Genomic DNA, 20,991 nt, shown 5'->3' on the forward strand with positions numbered 1-20,991 from the left:
TTACCGTATGAATCCTTTATTACACCATTTTAATACAGCGCCATTTTCTAAAATTGCTCCTGAACATTACAAACCAGCTATTGAAAAAGCAATTGAAATGGCAAAAGCAGAAATTGATGCGATTGTCTCAAATCCTGAAAAACCAACTTTTGAAAACACCACAGTTACCTTAGATTTTGCTGGAGAAAAACTGAACAGAATAACGAGTATTTTTTTCAATTTGAATGCCGCTGAAACCAATGACGAAATTCAAAAAATTGCACAAGAAATCTCACCTTGGTTGAGTGAATTCAAAAATGATATAACTTTAAACGAAGGATTATTTGCAAGAGTAAAAGCGGTTTTTGAAACAATAGACAGTTTGCAATTATCGTCAGAACAGGAGATGTTGTTAGAAAAACAATACAAAAGTTTTGCAAGAAATGGCGCCAATTTATCAGAAGAAAAAAAGGATACTTTGCGAAAAATTGACGCTGAATTATCAAAACTTACGTTGCAATTTGGTGAAAATGTATTAGCTGAAACTAACAATTTTGAATTGCATATTTTAGATGAAAAAGAATTGACAGGCTTACCTGAATCTGCCAAAGAAGCAGCACAAGAAATAGCAAAAGAAAAAGGCAAAGAAGGATTCGTTTTTACCCTCGATTTTCCAAGTTATATTCCATTTGTAACCTATGTAGAAAACAGAGAATTGCGCAAAAAAATGGCAATTGCCGCTGGCAAAAAAGGGTTTCAAAGCAATCAATTTAACAATGAACAAATTGTTTTAAACATCGTAAAATTGCGTCATAAAAGAGCAAATTTGTTGGGGTACAAGTCTCATGCACATTTTGTTTTAGAAGAAAGAATGGCCGAAACTCCAGAAAAAGTCATTGAATTTTCCAACGAATTGCTTCAAAAAGCGAAACCTGCTGCTGAAAGAGAGTTCAAACATCTTGAAAATTATGCTAAAAAATTAGACGGAATTGAGCAACTCCAAAAATGGGATGGCGCTTTTTATGCAGAAAAATTAAAGAAAGAATTGTTTGATTTAGATCAAGAACAACTAAAACCTTATTTTCAATTAGAAAACGTGATTGAAGGTGTTTTTACGATTGCAAATAAATTATTTGACCTGAAATTTGAAGAAGTTTTTGACATTGACAAATACCATCAAGATGTAAAAACGTATAAAGTTTCGGATTCAAAAAGCAATTTTATTGCTGTTTTTTATGCCGATTTTCATCCTAGAAAAGGGAAAAGAAATGGCGCTTGGATGACTTCCTATAAATCGCAATATATCAAAGAGGGCATCAATGAACGACCTCATGTTTCTATTGTTTGCAATTTTACAAAACCAACAGCCACAAAACCTTCTTTACTGACTTTCAATGAAGTAACTACATTATTTCACGAATTTGGACACGCTTTACATGGAATGTTGGCAAACACAACCTACTCAAGTTTGTCAGGAACGTCTGTTTCTTGGGATTTTGTAGAGTTGCCAAGTCAAGTTTTAGAAAATTGGTGTTATGAAAAAGAAGCGTTGGAATTGTTCGCAAAACATTATAAAACTGGCGAAATTATTCCGATGAAATATGTGGAGAAAATTAAAGAATCAGCGAGTTTTCATGAGGGAATGCAAACCTTACGTCAACTGAGTTTTGGTATTTTGGACATGAAATGGCACAGTGAAAATCCATCAGAAATAGCTTCCATAAAGGAATTTGAAAATGACGCATTTTCTGACACGAAATTGTATCCTGATGTGGCCGAAAATTGTATGAGTACTTCGTTTTCCCATATTTTTCAGGGCGGATATTCTGCAGGCTATTATTCCTATAAATGGGCAGAAGTGTTGGATGCAGATGCGTTTGAATATTTTTTAGAAAACGGAATTTTCAACAAAGAAATCGCTACGAAATTCAAAGAAAATGTGCTTTCAAAAGGCGGAACAGAAAAACCAATGAATCTGTATAAACGTTTTCGAGGGAAAGAACCAAAACCTGATGCGTTGTTAAAACGTGCTGGATTGATTTAAAATGAAATTCTCAAAAACGTTTTAACCTTTCTTCGCCTCAATCCATTTGCTCAAATATTTAGTGGCTTGCAATGTTTGATATTGTAACAAACTTTGAAGAAAATGTTCACTTCTATGGTTTTCTAAATCTTGCTGAATTTCCAAAATACGATTGATAAAAGGGGGTTCCAGTTTCGTTTTGTCATAAAATGCATTGATGATTTCTATGCCATTTTTTTGAGCAGAATCCCATACAATTTGGTTGGTGTACAATTCTACGGCTTTGTTGGCAAATTCTTCAAAATCATCCGTAATAAAACCATTCCATGGCAAATTTTGATGCATTCCTTCTGCGCCAATTGTTGAAGTTATACTTGGTGTTCCACACAACATAGCTTCTGTTAATTTCCCTTTGATTCCTGCTCCAAAACGCAAAGGTGCCAAAACGATTTTTGCATTTGTAATAATTTCTTCCGCATTTTCTGCAAATCCTTTGATAAAAAATCCTTCTTTTGGATTGTGTAATTGTTGGATTTGCACAGTTAAAAAAGCACCATAAATATGCAATTCAGCTTTTGGAAGTTGTTTTCTAATGTTTTTCCAAATATGATTTTTGAGTGTTTGAACAGCATCTATATTTGGTTTGTGAAAAAAATTCCCAATAAAAACAAAGTGATTTCTTTCCTCAAATGACAACCATTTATTGACTTTTGAATCTTCAATTTTATCTAATAAAAAAGGTAAATAATACAAAATAGCAGCTTCAACTTTAAAAACGGAAGTCAAGATTTCCATTTCAAAAGTGGAAATAATCAAAGAAACGTCGCAGCGTAAAATCGAAGCAATTTCACGTTTGGTAATCTCTTGTTTTTTGAGTTCGTCAATCGAAAAATCTTTGTTTTTTTGCAAACAAATTTCACGCGTTTTTCGCAAGCAATGCAAATCTTCCGTATCTAAAATCGTCATTGCATTTGGACAGTTTTCGAAAACTCTCCATCCAAATTGCTCTTCTGTCAAAAATCGATCAAAAAGAATCATTTCTGGATTCAATTTTCTGACAAAATCATCAAAAGAAGCATCGTTTAATTGAATCTCAACTTCCTCAATTCCAAGAGAAGCTAATGAAAAAAAAGGCGCAACTTTTTTGGCTGCGCACACAAAAGTTATTTGAAAATTTTGTTGTTGAAAAACAGTTATCAACTGCAACATTCTACTGCCAGCTGCAGAAGCATTGGGTGCTACCCAAACTGTTCCAATGATTAAAAGTGATTTTTTTGACAATTATTCTACACTCATTTGTTGCTTATAATCAGCTTGCGCTTTTTTTCCCCAAGCCACAATAGCTTCAACTTGTGCTGGCGTCAATCTTGCATCTGCATGTGTCCAAGTGTATGAATTTAAAGGCATTTCTCCTTTGGCAACTTCTTCATGCAATTCATCCATTTTGTGCTCTTTTCTTTTCAATTCATAAGAATTCCAATTCGAAAAATCCAAGTGTTTTTTTCCATCTTTTACATGGTCTGCTAACCAAAAATTTACAGGCGTAATATTGCTATACCAAGGATATCTTGTGTTGCTAGAATGACAATCAAAACAGGTGTTTTTCAAAATTTCTTGTACCTCTTTTGGTGGATTTGTCTCAGCAATAAATGCATTTACAGATGTCATATCTCCTTCGTTTTTTTCAGGACGGAAAAATTGTGCAACAACAATTACTATCAATAAAACAATTCCTATTTTTTTTAAAATTTTCATAATTCAGATTTTAAAATTTTCAACAAGTAAATCTACAAAATTCTAGCTTCATTCTTTAAAATTATCTGTATTTTTGTAACCCAAAATAATTTTTAGTATGAAATACGATATCATTGTTATTGGTTCTGGTCCTGGAGGATATATTGCTGCAGTGAGAGCCTCACAATTAGGGAAAAAAGTAGCTATCATCGAAAAATATAGCACTTTAGGAGGAACTTGTTTAAATGTTGGATGCATTCCTTCAAAAGCTTTGTTGGATTCTTCTCATCATTTTTATGATGCTGTACACCATTTTGAGGAGCATGGAATTTCGGTAGAAAAACCTTCTTTTGATTTTTCAAAAATGATTGAACGCAAGGCAAATGTTGTAGAAACTACCACAGCAGGAATCAAATATTTGATGGATAAAAATAAGATTGATGTTTTTGAAGGTTTGGGTTCATTTGAAGATGCAACGCATGTAAAAATTACTAAAAATGATGGTTCGTCAGAAATTATTGAAGGCGCAAACATCATCATTGCAACAGGTTCAAAACCAGCGAATTTGCCTTTTATCAATTTGGATAAAGAACGCATCATTACTTCTACTGAAGCTCTAAAATTAAAAGAAGTTCCTAAAAATCTAATTGTCATTGGTGGTGGAGTTATTGGTCTTGAATTGGGTTCTGTGTACGCGCGTTTAGGTGCAAATGTTCAAGTTATTGAATACGCTCCAAAAATTACACCAACTATGGATGGTGATATTTCTAAAGAATTACAAAAAGTATTGAAAAAACAAGGCATGGACTTTTTTGTAAGTCATGGTGTAAAATCTGTAGAAAGAAAAGGCGATGAAATTACGGTTATTGCTACCAATAAAAAAGGTGAAGAAGTTACTTTTACAGGTGATTATTGCTTGGTTTCTGTGGGAAGAAAACCGTATACAGAAGGTTTAGGTTTGGAAAAAGTAGGCGTAAAAGTAAACGAAAAAGGACAAGTTGACATCAATAGTCATTTACAAACCAATGTATCTAATATTTATGCAATTGGTGATGTTGTGAAAGGTGCCATGTTGGCGCACAAAGCTGAGGAAGAAGGTGTTGTTGTAGCCGAATTTATTGCTGGCGAAAAACCACATATTGACTATAATTTGATTCCAGGAATTGTATATACTTGGCCTGAAGTAGCTGCTGTTGGAAAAACTGAAGAAGAATTAATTGCCGCAAAAATCGATTATAAACTTGGTAAATTTTCAATGCGCGCTTTGGGAAGATCAAGAGCGAGTGGTGATATTGACGGATTTGTAAAAGTATTGGCTGATAAAAAAACAGACGAAATTTTAGGAGTTCACATGGTTGGTGCAAGAGTAGCTGATTTGATTATGGAAGCTGCTGTTGCTATGGAGTTCAGAGCTTCTGCTGAAGATTTAGCAAGAATTTGTCATGGACATCCAACATATGCTGAGGCTGTAAAAGAAGCTGCAAAAGCGGCTTGGGATGGCAAACCTTTGAATGCTTAAAATTCATTCTATTTGATGAGACCTCACAGGTTTTAAAAACCTGTGAGGTCTTCTCTTTTAAAAAACATTAGAGTATTTTTACAAAAAAAATGCAACGAACTATTTTTAGTTTTTCAATTGAGGATATTACCCAATTCAAGCAGCAATTATTGTGTTGGTCTCAGCAATTTGAAACGGCTATTTTTTTAGATTCAAACAACTATAAACAGCAATATACTAGTTTTGATGCAGTGCTTGCAGTAGATGAATTTACGTCCATTAAAACCGATTTTCAAAACGCTTTCGGGAAATTACAAGAATATCAAACTACTACAAAAGATTATATTTTCGGATACGTTTCTTATGACGTCAAAAATGATATTGAACAACTTTCTTCTAACAATTTTGATGGATTGGACTTTGCGGATTTGTTCTTTTTTCAACCTCAGAAAATCATATTTATCAAAGGAAATATCGTTGAATTACAGTATTTAAAAATGGTGGATGATGAAATGGAAAGTGATTTTGCAAAAATCCAACAAACTAATCATCAAGAAATCCAACAATCTACTCCTGATATCAAAATAAAATTACGAACCCACAAAGATGAATATCAAGAAAAAGTAACTGCTATTTTACAACATATTCACAGAGGTGATATTTATGAAGCAAATTTTTGTCAGGAATTTTATGCTGAAAATACCGAAATAAATCCATTGAAAACATATCAGGATTTGAACAAAATTTCTGAACCTCCATTTGCGGTTTTTTTGAAAATAAATCATCACTATTTGTTGTCTGCTTCACCTGAAAGATATATCAGAAAAGAGGGAAATAAAATCATTTCACAGCCAATTAAAGGAACTGCAAAACGTTTGAAAAGTAAATTCGATGATGAAAAAATTGCTTCAGATTTGGCAAAAGACGCCAAGGAACGTTCTGAAAATGTGATGATTGTAGATTTGGTTCGCAATGATTTGTCAAAATCTGCCATCAAAGGAAGTGTAAAAGTGGAAGAATTGTGCAAAGTGTATTCTTTCAAACAAGTGCATCAAATGATTTCAACGGTTGTTTGTGAAATCGATGAAAAAATAGCACCAATTCAAGTGTTAAAAGACACTTTTCCTATGGGAAGTATGACTGGTGCACCCAAAGTTTCTGCGATGAAAATCATTGAAAAATACGAAAATACCAAACGTGGATTGTATTCTGGAGCAGTTGGATATTTCACTCCAAATGGTAATTTTGATTTTAATGTGGTCATTCGTAGCATTTTATACAATCAGGAAAAAAAATACGTTTCGTATTCAGTGGGTAGTGCCATTACTGCAAAATCAAATCCCGAAAAAGAATACGAAGAATGTTTATTGAAAGCAAAAGCGATGAAATTCGTGCTTTCAAAATAAGTTTTTTATCGCTTCTAGAAATTGATTAAATTTACCATAAATTCAAGTAAAATGATACATCAAGAATTCAATTTCACATTTTTTGATACCGAATTTTATGGACAATATTGGGAAGCAGCAAACACAAAAGCCGTAATTGTGTTGGTTCATGGAATGGGAGAACATTCAGGAAGGTTTGCGCATATAGCAAAAAAAATGACAGAGAATGATTTTTCTGTGGTTGCTTTTGATCATTTTGGCCATGGTAAAACTGAGGGAAAAAGAGGCCACAATCCCAATTTTGAAGCGGTATTAGAAAGCATCCAAAAAGCAATAGAAAAAGCAGCAAATTTATTTCCTGAAAAACCAATATTCTTATATGGTCATTCTATGGGTGGCAATGCAGTCATCAATTTTGTATTGCGAAAAAATCATCATTTAAAAGGGGTTATTGCTACAAGTCCATTTTTGAAATTGGCATTTGAACCACCAAAAATCAAACTTTTTGCAGGAAAAATCTTACAACATATTGCGCCTTCCATAACAATGGGAAATGAACTGAATCCAACTGATATTTCCAGAGATCCAATAGCCGTTAAGAATTATAAAAATGATGCATTGGTTCACAATCAAATCAGTCCTAATTTTTCCATAACGTTCATTGAATCAGGAAAATGGGCCATTGAAAATGCCTCAAAATTGTCCATTCCAATGTGGATTGCACACGGAACTGAAGATAAAATTATCGATTATAAAGGCAGTAAAGCTTTTGTTGAAAATTCAAAAAAAGCAACCCTAAAACTCTACAAAGGTGGTTATCACGAATTGCAGCATGATTTGTGTAAAGATGAATTAGGGCAAGATGTGATTGATTGGTTGAACTCACAACTCTAAAAAACGTACTTTTGACTTGAAATGCTCCAAAAATTTGAAAAACATATACATACGAATTTTCCTTTTTTAAAGGATTCAAAACTATTGTTGGCGATTTCTGGCGGATTGGATTCTGTGGTATTGATGCATTTGTGCAATCAACTACAATTGAAAATTTCATTAGCACATTGCAATTTCAAATTACGAAATGAAGAAAGTGATTTGGACGAAGAATTTGTAAAATATATTTCTCAAATATCGTCTAATCAGATTTTTACAACATTTTTTAACACTGAATTAGTCGCTAAAAAAGAACAGATTTCTATACAAATTGCAGCAAGAGAATTGCGCTATACTTGGTTTCAAGAATTGGTAAAAAAACATCAATTTGACTTTATTTTGACAGCACATCATTTAGATGATTCTCTTGAAACTTTTTTGATACATCTAACTCGCGGTTCAGGTTTGGAAGGATTTACTGGAATTCCCTCAACAAACGGAAATATTATTCGTCCTTTATTGCCATTTTCAAGAGCTGAAATTTTGGAATATGCTACTGAAAATCAGTTAGAATGGAGAGAAGACAGCTCCAATACAACTACAAAATACCTTCGGAATAACATCAGGCATCAAATAATTCCGATTTTGAAAGAAATCAATCCAAGTTTGTTAGATTCCTTTGCAAATACAATTCAATATTTACAAGATGCACAACAAATTATTGATGATCAAATTGATGAAATTGAAGCGAAAGTTATAAATGAAAAAGACGGAATGTTGTTTTTTGATATTTCAAAAATCAACCAATTGTCAAATCCAAAAGCGTATTTGTATCAACTCTTGAAAAAATATCAGTTTACGGAATGGAATAATGTTGTTGATTTGCTCACATCACAATCAGGAAAACAGGTTTTTTCTAAAACACATATATTGCTGAAAGATAGAGATTTTTTGATTTTGTCCGAAATCCCTTCTAAAAAAAGAGATTCAGAAAACTTTGAGATTTTGGAACATCAATCAAAAATTTCAAGCCCTATTTTTTTAAACTTTGAGGAGAATTCTTACAAAAATATCGAAAATAGAAATACTATTTCAGTAGCTAAAAAGTTGTTAAAATATCCATTAATTGTAAGAAAATGGCAAAATGGGGACTACTTTTGTCCATCAGGAATGCAAGGGAAAAAGAAATTGAGCAAGTATTTCAAAGATGAAAAAATTTCAGTCATTGAAAAAGAGAAAATTTGGCTGTTATGCACTGCTGATAATGAAATTATTTGGGTCATTAATCACAGACAAGACAGGCGTTTTTTAGCAAACTCAGCTACTGAAAATAGCGTACAAATTACCTATACAACATGAAGCAATTCCTTATTATACTCTCATTTTTAAGTGTTTTTTATTCAAAAGCGCAAACTGCTGACAACCCTATTTTACTTACCACAGAAGTTCAAAAAATTTCTGAAACGGAATATGACATCGTCTTCAAAGCACAACTTTTTAAGGGTTGGTATTTGTATTCTCAATACAATCCTGAAGGCGCTTCTTTGCCTTTAGAAATTACGATGCAAGAAGGAGAAACAGGCTATGTTTTAGTGGGAAAAGCGAAAGAAGAAAATCCTTTTAAAAAATATTCGGAAGTTTGGGAACAAGAAGAAATTGTTTTTAAAGAAACCGCAAAAATCACCCAAAGAATTCAACTGACGAACAAAGAAATTACACAAATAAAACTGAATTTTTTCGGACAAGTTTGTGAAACTGCTTGTATCAATGTGGATGAAAATTTTACCATTTCATTGACAGGAAAAGCCATCACAGACACCATTTCTATTGATGAAAAAAGCAAAAAATTATCACAAGAATTACAATTAGATTTAAAAAATACGGAGCTTTTGACATCTTCAACTTCTCCAACTTCTCAAAAATCATCAGGTTTCGTAAGCATCTTTTTATTAGGATTTGTAGGTGGATTGTTGGCTTTGTTAACTCCATGTGTATTTCCAATGATTCCTTTGACAGTGTCATTTTTCACAAAACAATCCTCTAACAAGAAGAAAGGAACTTGGAATGCGATTTTATACGGCTTTTTTATTGTATTGATTTACATATTATTAAGTGCGCCTTTTCATTTTTTAGACAATATAAACCCTGAAATTTTAAATACCATTTCTACCAATATTTGGTTGAATACGTTCTTTTTTGCCATTTTAGTATTTTTTGCATTTTCGTTTTTTGGATTTTATGAAATCACGCTGCCCAATTCTTGGGGAGACAAAATGGATTCTGCCTCTTCTGTGGGAGGTTTTATCGGAATTTTCTTTATGGCATTGACATTGGCCATTGTATCATTTTCCTGCACAGGGCCTATTTTAGGTTCGTTATTGGCTGGTTCATTAACTTCTGATGGTGGCGCAATGCAATTAACAGCAGGAATGACTGGTTTTGGTTTGGCATTGGCATTGCCTTTTGCATTGTTTGCGTTGTTTCCAAATTGGTTGAATTCCTTGCCAAAATCTGGTGGATGGTTGAATACTACCAAAGTTGTTTTGGGTTTTATTGAGTTGGCTTTTGCGTTCAAATTTTTGTCAAATGCAGATTTAGTAGGTCATTGGGGCATTTTAAAAAGAGAAATCTTCATCGGAATTTGGATGCTGATTTTCATACTTCTTGCCTTGTATGTGTTTGCAAAAATCAAATTTCCACATGATTCTCCCATCAAAAAGTTGTCGTTTTCAAGAATTTCTTTTGGTATTTTCATTTTTGCGTTTGTAGTGTATATTTCACCTGGCGTTTTGAAAAATCCAACTTGGAATTTGAGTTTGCTGAGTGGTTTTCCTCCACCACAATTTTACAGTATTTATGACCAAGAAAACGATTGTCCTTTAGGATTGGACTGTTACAAAGATTTTGATGAAGGTTTGGCTGCTGCAAAATTGCAAAACAAACCAATTTTGCTTGATTTTACAGGTTGGGCTTGTGTAAATTGTCGTAAAATGGAAGAAAATGTTTGGAGTGACCCTGCAATATATTCACTTCTGAAAAACGAGTATATTTTGATTTCATTGTATGTGGATGACAATGAAAAGGAATTGCCAAAAGAAGCGCAATTTACCTTCTTAAAAGACAATGGAAAAACCAAAGAAATCAAAACTGTGGGCGACAAATGGGCAACTTTTCAAGTAGTAAATTTCAACAACGCTTCTCAACCTTTTTATGTTTTGATGAGTCCAGATTTGGAAATTTTAAACTCACCTCAGCAATACACAGATATCAAAAGTTATCAAAATTGGTTAGAAGTTGGGTTGAAAAAATTTAACGATACTAAAAAAATGATTATCAAATTTTAAACAAAAAAAACTGATTTTGTTTAGAAACTAAACTATTGATAATTTATCTTCATAATTTATATCGTTTTCGTAATTATTTTGCATATTATTTGCAGAAAGCTAGCTTCTTTGTTTTTGGTTTTTTGTAATTTCACAACTTAAAACATATAGACAATGACTGCAATTCCCAAATTGGCAAGATTCCATAACAATGTGCTGACTAAATATCAAATTTATAATAGCATTTTTATAACGCTTCCATTTGATACAATTACCAATACTGGCGTTTTGCTACCGCTTTTCCATAAAGTCTGTGAAAAAGGATTTCAAGAAGGAAAAAATCCAACAGAAATTGTTGCCACTTTTTTCAAAAAATACCAAGAAAATCCATCAGAAAAAGAAGAAAATGATTTGCTATTTCGTTTTATTCAATACATTGAACGTCAAGTAGTTTTGTTTGATGCTATTGAAGATGCAGCCTTTCCTATCGTAAATAATATGGATGGAATTGGAACCCTCAGAAATTCAAAAGAAACTGCATTTTTGAACGATAAAAAGGAAGCGTTAAAAAGACATTTGGAAGAGTTTAAAGTACGTGTTGTTTTAACAGCGCATCCAACTCAATTTTACCCTGGAAGCGTTTTAGGAATCATTACGGATTTGGACAAAGCCATCAGAAAAGACGATTTGTTGCTCATCAAAAAATTGATGGCGCAATTAGGAAAAACACCTTTTTATAAAAAGAAAAAACCAACACCTTTTGACGAAGCAGTTAGTTTGATTTGGTATTTAGAAAACGTATTTTATCATTCCGTAAGTAAAATTTATAATTACATTCAAGACAATATTTACGACGGAAAACCCATTGATAATGAGATTATTGACCTTGGTTTTTGGCCTGGAGGTGACAGAGATGGAAATCCTTATGTAACTACCCAAATTACGTTGGATGTTGCTGAACGTTTGCGTCAAACGATTTTAAGAAATTACTACAGAGATGTTAGAAGGCTAAAAAGACGTTTCACTTTTGATGGCGTTCAAGAAATATTGACAAGAGTTGAAAAACGCTTGTATAAACATGTGATTCGCAGTTATGAAAAAATCAATTTTTCGCAAAAAATTTTATTAGAAGAATTGTATGAAGCCAGAGATATCATCGAAAAAGAACATCAGTCATTATTTATTGAAGAATTGAATGATTTTATCAATAAAGTGCGCATTTTTGGATTCCATTTTGCAACGCTTGATATCAGACAAGATAGCAGAGTGCATCACCAAGCGTTTACACAAATTGTCACTGATTTATTAACTACTGGCGATACTACATTTCCAAGCAATTATCATTCGCTTTCTGAAGCTGCACAAATCGAAATTTTATCTTTGGTAAAGGGAAGTATTGACCCAAGTATTTTGTCAGATGAAATGTCCGTAAGTACCATTGAATCTATTTATGCATTAAAAACCATTCAGCAACGAAATGGCGAACGTGGAGCAAATAGGTATATCATCAGTAATAATCAATCTGCTTTGAATGTGATGCAAACCTTTGCCATGCTCAATTTATGTGGTTTTGAAAATGAATTGCCAGTAGATATCATTCCGCTTTTTGAAACCGTTGATGATTTGGAAAACGCAAGTCATGTCATGCGAACTTTATATTCCAATCATGCCTATAGATATCATTTAACCAAAAGAAAAAACAAACAAACAGTGATGCTAGGTTTTTCTGATGGTACAAAAGATGGAGGTTATTTGATGGCAAATTGGGGAATTTTCAAAGCCAAAGAAGCACTTACTATAATTTCAAGAGAGTTTGATGTGGAAGTTATTTTCTTTGACGGACGTGGAGGACCACCTGCAAGAGGAGGAGGAAAAACACACCAATTTTACGCTTCTTTAGGCCCAACTATTGAAGACAAAGAAATTCAGTTAACTATTCAAGGTCAAACAATTAGCTCTAATTTTGGCACAGAAGAATCTTCGCAATTCAATTTAGAACAATTGTTGAGTTCGGGTATCAAAAATGAGATGTTTACCAAAGACCAATTGAATGACCATCACAGAAAACTGATGGAAGACATGGCTTCAACAAGTTATAAAACCTATATAGATTTTAAAAATCATCCACAGTTTTTGCCGTATTTGGAAAAAATGAGTACGCTAAAATACTATGCAAAAACCAATATTGGTAGCAGACCAAGCAAACGTTCCACTTCAGATAAGTTGGATTTTGCTTCCTTGAGAGCCATTCCATTTGTAGGAAGTTGGAGTCAATTAAAACAAAATGTTCCAGGATTTTTTGGAGTAGGAACTGCCTTAAAAAAATATGAAGATGCAGGACGTTTTGACGAAATTGTAGAATTTTACAATACTTCTGACTTTTTCAAAACATTGCTTGAAAACAGTATGATGAGTTTGAAAAAATCCTTTTTTGGATTGACACAATACATGGCTGATGATCCTGTTTTTGGCGATTTTTGGAAACTGATTTACGAAGAATATAAAACTACAAAACGATTGCTTCTTAAATTAGCAGGCTATCAAGAATTGATGGAAGATTTCCCTGTCGGAAAAGCCTCTATTGAAATTCGAGAAAAAATTGTGTTGCCTTTATTAACAATTCAACAATATGCATTGAAAAAAATTCAGGAATTGCAAAAAACAAATCCAGAATCGAAAGAAATTGAAGTTTTCGAAAAAATGGTGATGCGTTCGTTGTTTGGGAATATCAATGCTAGTAGAAATTCGGCGTAAATTTAGTTTTGATATCGTTAGTAATAAACTCTTTGATGTCATTAAGCTTTTAATAATATAAACCACATAGAAACATAGTTAATACTTTTTTTATAGTCGTTTCACTCAATTTTAGAAAACCAAAGCTATGTGAATCCCAAAAATTGGGCTTTCTATACCTTTTTTCTATGTTTCTATGTGGCTATATAATACGTTATTTCAATTTTTGTCTTAATTGCAACAAGGGTATAGCAATACATTTTATTGTAAAATACTATAGAATACTTATTAGCCGCGAATCCCACTAATTTTGAATGATTTTTAGACATGGTAAGTTTGAATTCCTGACATTCAAGGTCTAATAATAGCTAGAATTTATACCATCAAAATTAATCACAGCTAGTATGGTTTTTTTCTGTATTTTTAAAACCAAAAAAATATGCTAGTAAAAGTTTATGGATCAGCCGTTTTTGGTATTGAAGCCACGACCATCACTGTGGAAGTAAATATCGATAAAGGTGTTGGTTATCATTTAGTTGGTTTGCCAGATAAAGCTGTCAGCGAGAGTTCTTTCCGAATTTCTGCTGCGCTCAATAACAATCACTACAATCTTCCTGGGAAAAAAATCATCATCAATATGGCTCCTGCAGACATCAGAAAAGAAGGTGCTGCCTATGATTTAACCTTAGCTGTAGGAATTTTGGCTGCTTCTCATCAAATAAAATCAGACGCCATTGAAGAATACATCATCATGGGCGAACTGTCTTTGGACGGAAGTTTGCAACCCATCAAAGGCGCTTTGCCAATTGCGATAAAAGCCAGAGAAGAGGGTTTTAAATATTTTATTTTACCCACACAAAATGCCAAAGAAGCTGCCATTGTGAATGATATTCAAGTGTTGGGAGTGGATACTATTCAGCAAGTCATCAATCATTTTAGCGGCGAAGAAAAAATTGAACCTACCATTATTGATACAAGAGCCGAATTTTATAAAAATGTTGATTTTCCTGAACACGATTTTGCCGATGTCAAAGGACAAGAATCCATCAAACGTTGTATGGAAATTGCAGCTGCTGGTGGTCATAACATTATTTTGATTGGCCCTCCAGGTTCTGGAAAAACGATGTTAGCCAAGCGTTTGCCCTCCATTTTACCACCAATGACATTGCATGAAGCCTTAGAAACTACAAAAATTCACTCAGTTGTTGGCAAGGTAAAAAATGCAGGTTTGATGTATCAACGACCTTTTCGAAGTCCACATCATACCATTTCAAATATTGCATTAATTGGTGGAGGAAACAACTTACCTCAACCTGGCGAAATTTCACTTTCACATAATGGGGTGTTGTTTTTAGATGAATTGCCCGAATTTCAACGTTCTGTTTTAGAAGTGATGCGTCAGCCTTTGGAAGACCGTGAAGTATCTATTTCTAGAGCTAAATTTACAGTAACTTATCCCAGTAGTTTTATGTTGGTGGCAAGTATGAATCCCAGTCCCAGTGGTTATTTTAACGACCCAAATTCGCCAATGACTTCTTCTCCTCATGAAATGCAGCGTTATTTAAGTAAAATTTCTGGGCCTTTATTAGACCGAATTGACATCCATATTGAAGTTACTCCTGTGCCTTTTGAAAAATTATCTGACGAGAGAAAAGGAGAATCTTCTGTAGAAATTAGAAAGCGAGTAACTGCAGCAAGAGAAATTCAAACAGAGCGATTTAAAGACACTGAAAACTTACACTACAATGCGCAAATGAATGTAAAACACATCCGAAAATATTGCGAATTGTCCGAACAAAGCAAACAGTTAATCAAAACTGCCATGGAAAAACTAAACCTTTCTGCAAGAGCCTATGATCGAATTTTAAAAGTATCCAGAACCATTGCAGACTTGGCAAACTCCGAAAACATCGCACCTGAACATATTGCAGAAGCCATTCAATATCGCAGTTTGGATAGAGATGGTTGGTTGGGGTAAATTTTTGTTTTTAAATACATAAAACGCATTTTTATTGCGTTATTTTTATTAAAAATGAATTTTAGCTGATGATTTATTAAATATGCTATAGCTGTTTATTTCTTTTTATTACATACTTTTAGTGACGAATAAAAAACCAAACTTTTATTATGAATACAACAAATTTTTCAAGACGCGATTGGCTTAAAAAAAGTACCCTTACTTTAGGTGCATTAACCTTAATTCCATCAGAAATTTGGACGAATAATGTACTAAAGGCGCAAAGTGAAAACAGCCCATTCTTATACAATTCAAGCAATTATTTTAATGAATTTACGCCACCAATTGTTGAAGAAAATGAATCGTTGGTCATTTTAAGAGCCAATGAAAACCCTTATGGTCCACCACCAAAAGCTGCAAAAGCGTTTCAGGATGAGGTGTTTACAGGAAATCGCTATTCTTGGAAAACATTGGATGATTTGATGGAAACCATTGCTAAAAACGAAGGGGTAAAAACCGACCAAATATTGATGGCTCCAGGTTCATCAGACATTTTAGAAAAAGTGGCTATGGTGCTTTTTCAAAATGGCGGAAATGTGATTAGTGCAGACCCAAGTTATATGTCGTTAATGATTGTAGCAAAAGCAGTTGGAGGGCAATGGAAATCATACAAATTGTTAGATGATTCTCAGCACGATTTAGATGCCATGGAAGCTGGCATTGATGCAGACACAAAACTCGTTTACATTTGCAACCCCAACAATCCAACAGGTTCTATTACGGATGCTAAAAAATTGCGAGATTTTTGCAGCAGAGTTTCTGAAAAAGTCCCTGTTTTTGTAGATGAAGCCTATATTGAATTGTCTAAAAACGGACTCAAAGATTCTATGAATACCTTAGTTGCTGAAGGGAAAAACGTGATTGTTGCCCGAACTTTTTCTAAAATTCATGGAATGGCAGGTTTACGAATTGGTTATGCCATTGGCAAAAAAGAAACCCTAGACAGCATCAACGAAATTACCAGAGGTGGCATGGGAATTACTGGACCTTCTATTGCTGCTGCAAGTGCAAGTTTGGCAAATACTGATTTTTTAGATGACTGTAGAGCAAAAATTACAGCAGCAAGAGAATATACAATCTCATTCTTAGAAACTAAAAAGTTTTCGTATTTACCTTCAGAAACCAACTTTGTGATTTTCGAAATTCCAATGGAAGGAAAAGAATTTCTACAAAAAATATATGCAAAAAATGTTGCTGTGAGATCATTCAAATTTTGGGATAAAAATTGGTGTAGAGTAAGTATTGGAACGATGGATGAAATGAAACTTTTTACCAAAGCAATGGGTGAGATTTTTGCCTAGACATCTATGGATAATGCACTAGAAAAATCCATTTCATTCTTGCTATTTATTGTTATTGGAATTCTTTTGAAAACGAAAATTTCAAAAGCTGAACAAACCAATGGCATCAAAAGTATCATTTTAACAATTGCTTTACCAGCAACCATTTTTATTGCGCTGTTAAAAATTCAAGTGACTAGCAGTTTGTTATGGCTGCCTGTAATTGCCCTCTTTTTCAACAGTATTTTATTTTCAATAACGCCTCTTTTATTAAAAATTATTGGAGTTTCTCCAACATCTCCTTCTGGCAGAAGTGCGCAATTATTGATTCCTTCTTTAGCTCCTGGATTGTCTTGTTTTCCTTTTATCTTAGAATTTTTAGGAAACGATTCTTTAGCAAAAGCAGCAATGGCCGATTTGGGAAACAAGTTTTTTGTGTTATTTCTCTTGTATTTGATTGCATTGAAATGGCATTACAAGAATGCCATCGATTTTGGAAAAACATCCATAAAATCAAAACTAAAATCGCTGTGCAAAGCACTCATTTATGAACCTGTAAATATGTTCATTTTTGTGGCTCTTGTGTTGATTTTTTCTGGAATTACATTTGATAAAATCCCAAATTTTATAGCATCAACCATTGATAGACTCAGTTTGATGATGACACCTTTGGTACTTTTATTTATTGGATTGGCTGTACAATTAAAAAAGAAGCAGTTTTTCCAAATCTTTTCTTTATTATTGTTAAGAGCTTCCTTTACACTGCTAGTTGTTGCAGGAATTGCACTATTGCTAAACGTTTCTGATACAAACGATATGCTAGTAATGCTTGTTTTTGGTTTGAGTTCCTGTAGTTTTTGGCCTTTTGCACATATTTCGAGCATAAGCGCGAAAGAAATGAATCAACATGAAGAAAAAATGACTTTTGATGTCAATTTTGCATTGTCTATTATTGGATTGTCATTGCCAATTTCTGTGCTTTTGATTTTAGGGATTTTTAGTGCTGGTGACACTTTTACTGAACTCAATTCAATTTTTGCACTAAGTGGTGTGCTCTTTTTAGTTGGAATTATGTATCCCGTTTTTTTGAAAATAAAAAGCACTACAATTGATGAAACAACTTCTGAAAAAATTATAGAAAGCAAAAAAGAAGTTCGATTTACGGAATAAGGACCACTAGATGTTCTCTTTTTCCCCAATAGCAAAGATTTCCAATCCTTTCCCACAACAACATTGAAAACAAATCACAAACATTTACATCCAATTCATTTTCTACAATTGCATCATTTCTTTCAGCACTAAAATAATAATCTTTAATGAAAAATGCTTCCTTTTTAGTTTATTCTTTGTTTGATGTTAGTGATGGGCATAGATTGTAAATCTGCCTATTGGACGTTGAAAATATTCGAGCGATTAGGGGTGTATTTTTAAATTAACTACTCAAAAAAAGTTTCAAAAAATTCCATGGTGTTAGGATTATAGAATATTAGTTCATTTTTCTTGTATGAGAAAAAAGGAGTGGCTTTTAAAAAATTTTTATCAATTGATTCTATTATTTTTAGTTTCTTTTTGAATTTATTGTAAATAAATGGTTTAAATGTTCCATTACTTAATTTTTTATCATAAATATATTTTCCTGTTTTATCTATTCTTAAGGATTCGCCAGAAATATTTGATAAAATTAATTCTGGATTTTTAGTTGAGTTTAAAAGATCTTTTTCAAATAAATCAACATTGGCATAAAATAAATCAGGATTATGAATCTTAGTAAAATATAAACAATTATTTATAACACTTTCCACTATACCCTCAAGCCCTGTTTTTACTAATATTCCATCTTTTAAATAGTTAATTTCATTTTTTGTATTTGTAAAATATAACCCTCCATTGATATCCAAATTTAAATAATAAACTTCGGTAGAACTAAAATACTTTATTTCTTCTTTTCCATTGTTTATAATTATATTTAGTCCATTATTTAATTCTTGAATGTAACATATGAAATTTTCTTTGACTTGCTGAACTGTATAGTCTTTGGGATAATTTATTAATATCTCTAATCTTTCATCGTTTTGGAAATATATTATATTCTCATTAAACGAATCAAAAACAGGTTTATCATTCTTATATCCAACAAAAACTTTAGATTGTCCAAATATAAAATTGGAAGTTAATAAGAAGATTAAAAAAAAAATTAAATTAGGTTTCATAGCTTTCAATGGGTTTTAAAATCTAAAATTCTATTCACCAATAGTGAGGATTTCCAATCCGTAACAACAACATTCAAAACAAATCACAAACATTTACATCCAATTCATTTTCCACTATTGCATCATTTCTTGCAGCACTAAAATAATAATCTTCAATGAAAAATGCTTCCTTTTTTAAACTTGATGTCACAAATTGTGAGATTAAGTTTAGTTTTAGTTTACTTCTCTTATCAGATGGAAGTTATTCCCTATTTCATGCAGGTTTTCTCCGCTTGCATGGATTTATCTTTTTTCCCAATCGTCAACAATTCATCCCATTGCGTGGTAAATCTAGGACTTCTGTGTTCTTTGATGAGCGCCCACTCTTTTTCTCTGTTGCCAACTGTTGCCAACTTTACTTTGTTTTTGCCATATTTGCTGTTGATGGCATCCATCGCTTTTGACAAACGATTGTCTTCAACTTTGTGCTCTTCATGAAATAAACTCATTTGTAGCTCATTTTCTGAAACCAAATGATGCAAATGAACGCCTACTTTTTTATAACGATAACCAGGTTTGTATATTTTTCGCAAACCTGACAAGGCTTCTTTGGTGAGTTTTATGGTATTATTCGTGGGTGAATCTAACGTGATAAAGATGTTTTTGAAATATTGGTTTTCGTTTTTACTGAAAAAATTGGTCTGTAAAAAAACTTCAATACAGGTAGCTGCAGAACCTTGTTGACGCAATAAATCTGCTACTTCTGCCACATAATAACTGGTCGCTTCTTCAATCAAATGATAATCTGTTAGCTTTTGACCAAAAGATTTTGCAGTGCCAATTCCTTTTTTAATGTCGGGCAAAGTTGTCATTTCCAAACACGGATGATTATTGAGTTCACGCCACAAACGTTCGCCCACAACTGTCATTTCTTTGCGCACCCAAGGCAAAGGCATGTTTGCAAAATCGAGGGCTGTTTTGGCACCTGTATTTGAAATTCGGATGGCATGTTTTCGTCCAATTCCCCAAACATCTTTCAAAGAAGTTTTTGTCAATAAATGGATTCTTTTTTCTTCAGAATCTACTACATAAACTCCCTTATTTTCGGGAATTTTCTTAGCAAATTTGTTCGCAATTTTTGACAATGATTTTGTTTTGGCAATCCCAACACCTACAGGAATTCCAGTGTTTTTAAAAACGGCATCTTTAATTTTATTGGCGATTTCGTGCAACTTATTTTCAGGATACTGAGAAACATCCACAAAACTTTCGTCAATACTATATTCTTCTACCAAAGGCGAAAATGTTCGCAAGGTTTCCATCACTCGTTGTGACATATCAGCATACAACGTATAATTTGACGAAAAACAAGCAACGTTATTTGCCTCTAAAATGTGCTTTATTTTAAACACAGGTTCAAACATCGGAATTTGTGTTAATGCTTTTGCTTCTTTCGTAGCTGCAATCACACAGCCATCATTATTGCTGAGAACAACCACCGGTTTTCCTAACAAATCGGGTCTGAAAACTTGCTCACAAGAAGCATAAAAACTGTTACAATCTACGAGCGCAATCATAACGTGTGTTTGATGATATAGGTAATGACGCCCCACAACTGAATTTCTTTTGTTGAATTGCTATCAATTCGAATAATATTGAAACATCCATCCTCAATAACAACTGCCAATTGATTGTCTTTAGGAGTCAATGATTTGTCAATAATCAACACGTCTTTTTCAAGAATAGCGAATTCACTGAAACTATTATCAGCAACTCGAACATAAAAAGTAGCTGCAGGATTTGCCACCAAAACGTCGTTCAAATCGATTCTTGGTTCTGTATAATGCGTAGCAGGACTCGCAAAGCCTGTTTGCGTGGAGCGTGCCACTCTATAGCTTTTCTTTGATTTTTCTACCTGTTTTGCTTTGCCAAATTCCATGCTTAAAAATAGCAGAAA

Annotated in this window: 15 protein-coding genes; 10 read left to right on the forward strand and 5 right to left on the reverse strand. The window is 33.1% G+C overall.

Annotation, left to right across the window (positions count from 1 at the left end; translation table 11 throughout):
• Positions 1-7: 7 nt before the first annotated feature.
• Positions 8-2,023: a M3 family metallopeptidase gene (locus tag IU405_RS05355; RefSeq protein ID WP_197437582.1), complete on the forward strand. Its 2,016-nt coding sequence runs from the start codon at positions 8-10 to the stop codon at positions 2,021-2,023.
• Positions 2,024-2,044: 21 nt separating this feature from the next.
• On the opposite strand, the gene IU405_RS05360 is transcribed toward IU405_RS05355, so the two are convergent.
• The gene (locus tag IU405_RS05360; protein WP_197437583.1) at positions 2,045-3,283 is read right to left on the reverse strand and encodes a glycosyltransferase; all 1,239 of its coding nucleotides are present in this window, start codon (positions 3,281-3,283) and stop codon (positions 2,045-2,047) included.
• On the reverse strand, positions 3,284-3,757 hold the full coding sequence (locus tag IU405_RS05365; protein WP_197437584.1) for a heme-binding domain-containing protein: 474 nt from the start codon (positions 3,755-3,757) through the stop codon (positions 3,284-3,286). It lies immediately after the preceding gene.
• Positions 3,758-3,854: 97 nt separating this feature from the next.
• Here IU405_RS05365 and lpdA point away from each other — a divergent pair, with 97 nt between their 5' ends.
• The 9 genes from lpdA to IU405_RS05410 all read left to right on the forward strand — a co-directional run bounded on the left by lpdA (position 3,855) and on the right by IU405_RS05410 (position 18,015).
• Positions 3,855-5,255, forward strand: coding sequence for a dihydrolipoyl dehydrogenase (gene lpdA / locus IU405_RS05370; RefSeq protein WP_197437585.1), 1,401 nt, complete (start codon positions 3,855-3,857; stop codon positions 5,253-5,255).
• An 89-nt stretch (positions 5,256-5,344) separates the two neighbouring features.
• A complete protein-coding gene (locus tag IU405_RS05375; RefSeq protein ID WP_197437586.1) occupies positions 5,345-6,640 on the forward strand; it encodes an anthranilate synthase component I family protein in 1,296 nt (431 codons plus the stop codon).
• Between the two features lie 51 nt (positions 6,641-6,691).
• On the forward strand, positions 6,692-7,513 hold the full coding sequence (locus IU405_RS05380; RefSeq protein ID WP_197437587.1) for an alpha/beta hydrolase: 822 nt from the start codon (positions 6,692-6,694) through the stop codon (positions 7,511-7,513).
• Positions 7,514-7,534: 21 nt separating this feature from the next.
• Positions 7,535-8,851 carry a tRNA lysidine(34) synthetase TilS gene (gene tilS / locus IU405_RS05385; protein WP_197437588.1) on the forward strand — a complete coding sequence of 439 codons (1,317 nt, stop codon included), beginning with the start codon at positions 7,535-7,537 and terminating at the stop codon, positions 8,849-8,851.
• Entirely contained in the window at positions 8,848-10,836 is a 1,989-nt protein-coding gene (locus tag IU405_RS05390; RefSeq protein WP_197437589.1) for a protein-disulfide reductase DsbD family protein, read from the forward strand. Before tilS ends, IU405_RS05390 begins: the two co-directional genes overlap by 4 nt.
• Positions 10,837-10,989: 153 nt before the next feature.
• Complete coding sequence (locus IU405_RS05395; RefSeq protein ID WP_197437590.1) at positions 10,990-13,569, forward strand: phosphoenolpyruvate carboxylase; 2,580 nt, start codon at positions 10,990-10,992, stop codon at positions 13,567-13,569.
• A gap of 418 nt (positions 13,570-13,987) precedes the next feature.
• Positions 13,988-15,526 carry a YifB family Mg chelatase-like AAA ATPase gene (locus IU405_RS05400; protein ID WP_197437591.1) on the forward strand — a complete coding sequence of 513 codons (1,539 nt, stop codon included), beginning with the start codon at positions 13,988-13,990 and terminating at the stop codon, positions 15,524-15,526.
• A gap of 149 nt (positions 15,527-15,675) precedes the next feature.
• Entirely contained in the window at positions 15,676-16,866 is a 1,191-nt protein-coding gene (locus tag IU405_RS05405) for a pyridoxal phosphate-dependent aminotransferase (protein ID WP_197437592.1), read from the forward strand.
• 6 nt (positions 16,867-16,872) lie between these two features.
• Positions 16,873-18,015, forward strand: coding sequence for an AEC family transporter (locus IU405_RS05410; protein ID WP_197437593.1), 1,143 nt, complete (start codon positions 16,873-16,875; stop codon positions 18,013-18,015).
• A 266-nt stretch (positions 18,016-18,281) separates the two neighbouring features.
• On the opposite strand, the gene IU405_RS05415 is transcribed toward IU405_RS05410, so the two are convergent.
• The 3 genes from IU405_RS05415 to IU405_RS05425 all read right to left on the reverse strand — a co-directional run bounded on the left by IU405_RS05415 (position 18,282) and on the right by IU405_RS05425 (position 20,973).
• A complete protein-coding gene (locus IU405_RS05415; protein WP_197437594.1) occupies positions 18,282-19,055 on the reverse strand; it encodes a hypothetical protein in 774 nt (257 codons plus the stop codon).
• Positions 19,056-19,303: 248 nt separating this feature from the next.
• Positions 19,304-20,611: a Y-family DNA polymerase gene (locus tag IU405_RS05420; protein ID WP_197437595.1), complete on the reverse strand. Its 1,308-nt coding sequence runs from the start codon at positions 20,609-20,611 to the stop codon at positions 19,304-19,306.
• Positions 20,608-20,973 carry a S24 family peptidase gene (locus IU405_RS05425; protein ID WP_197437596.1) on the reverse strand — a complete coding sequence of 122 codons (366 nt, stop codon included), beginning with the start codon at positions 20,971-20,973 and terminating at the stop codon, positions 20,608-20,610. The genes IU405_RS05420 and IU405_RS05425 overlap by 4 nt, the downstream gene beginning before the upstream one ends.
• Positions 20,974-20,991 lie beyond the last annotated feature (18 nt).

It is taken from the genome of Polaribacter sp. BAL334 (assembly GCF_015767435.1).
Taxonomy (GTDB): Bacteria; Bacteroidota; Bacteroidia; order Flavobacteriales; family Flavobacteriaceae; genus Polaribacter.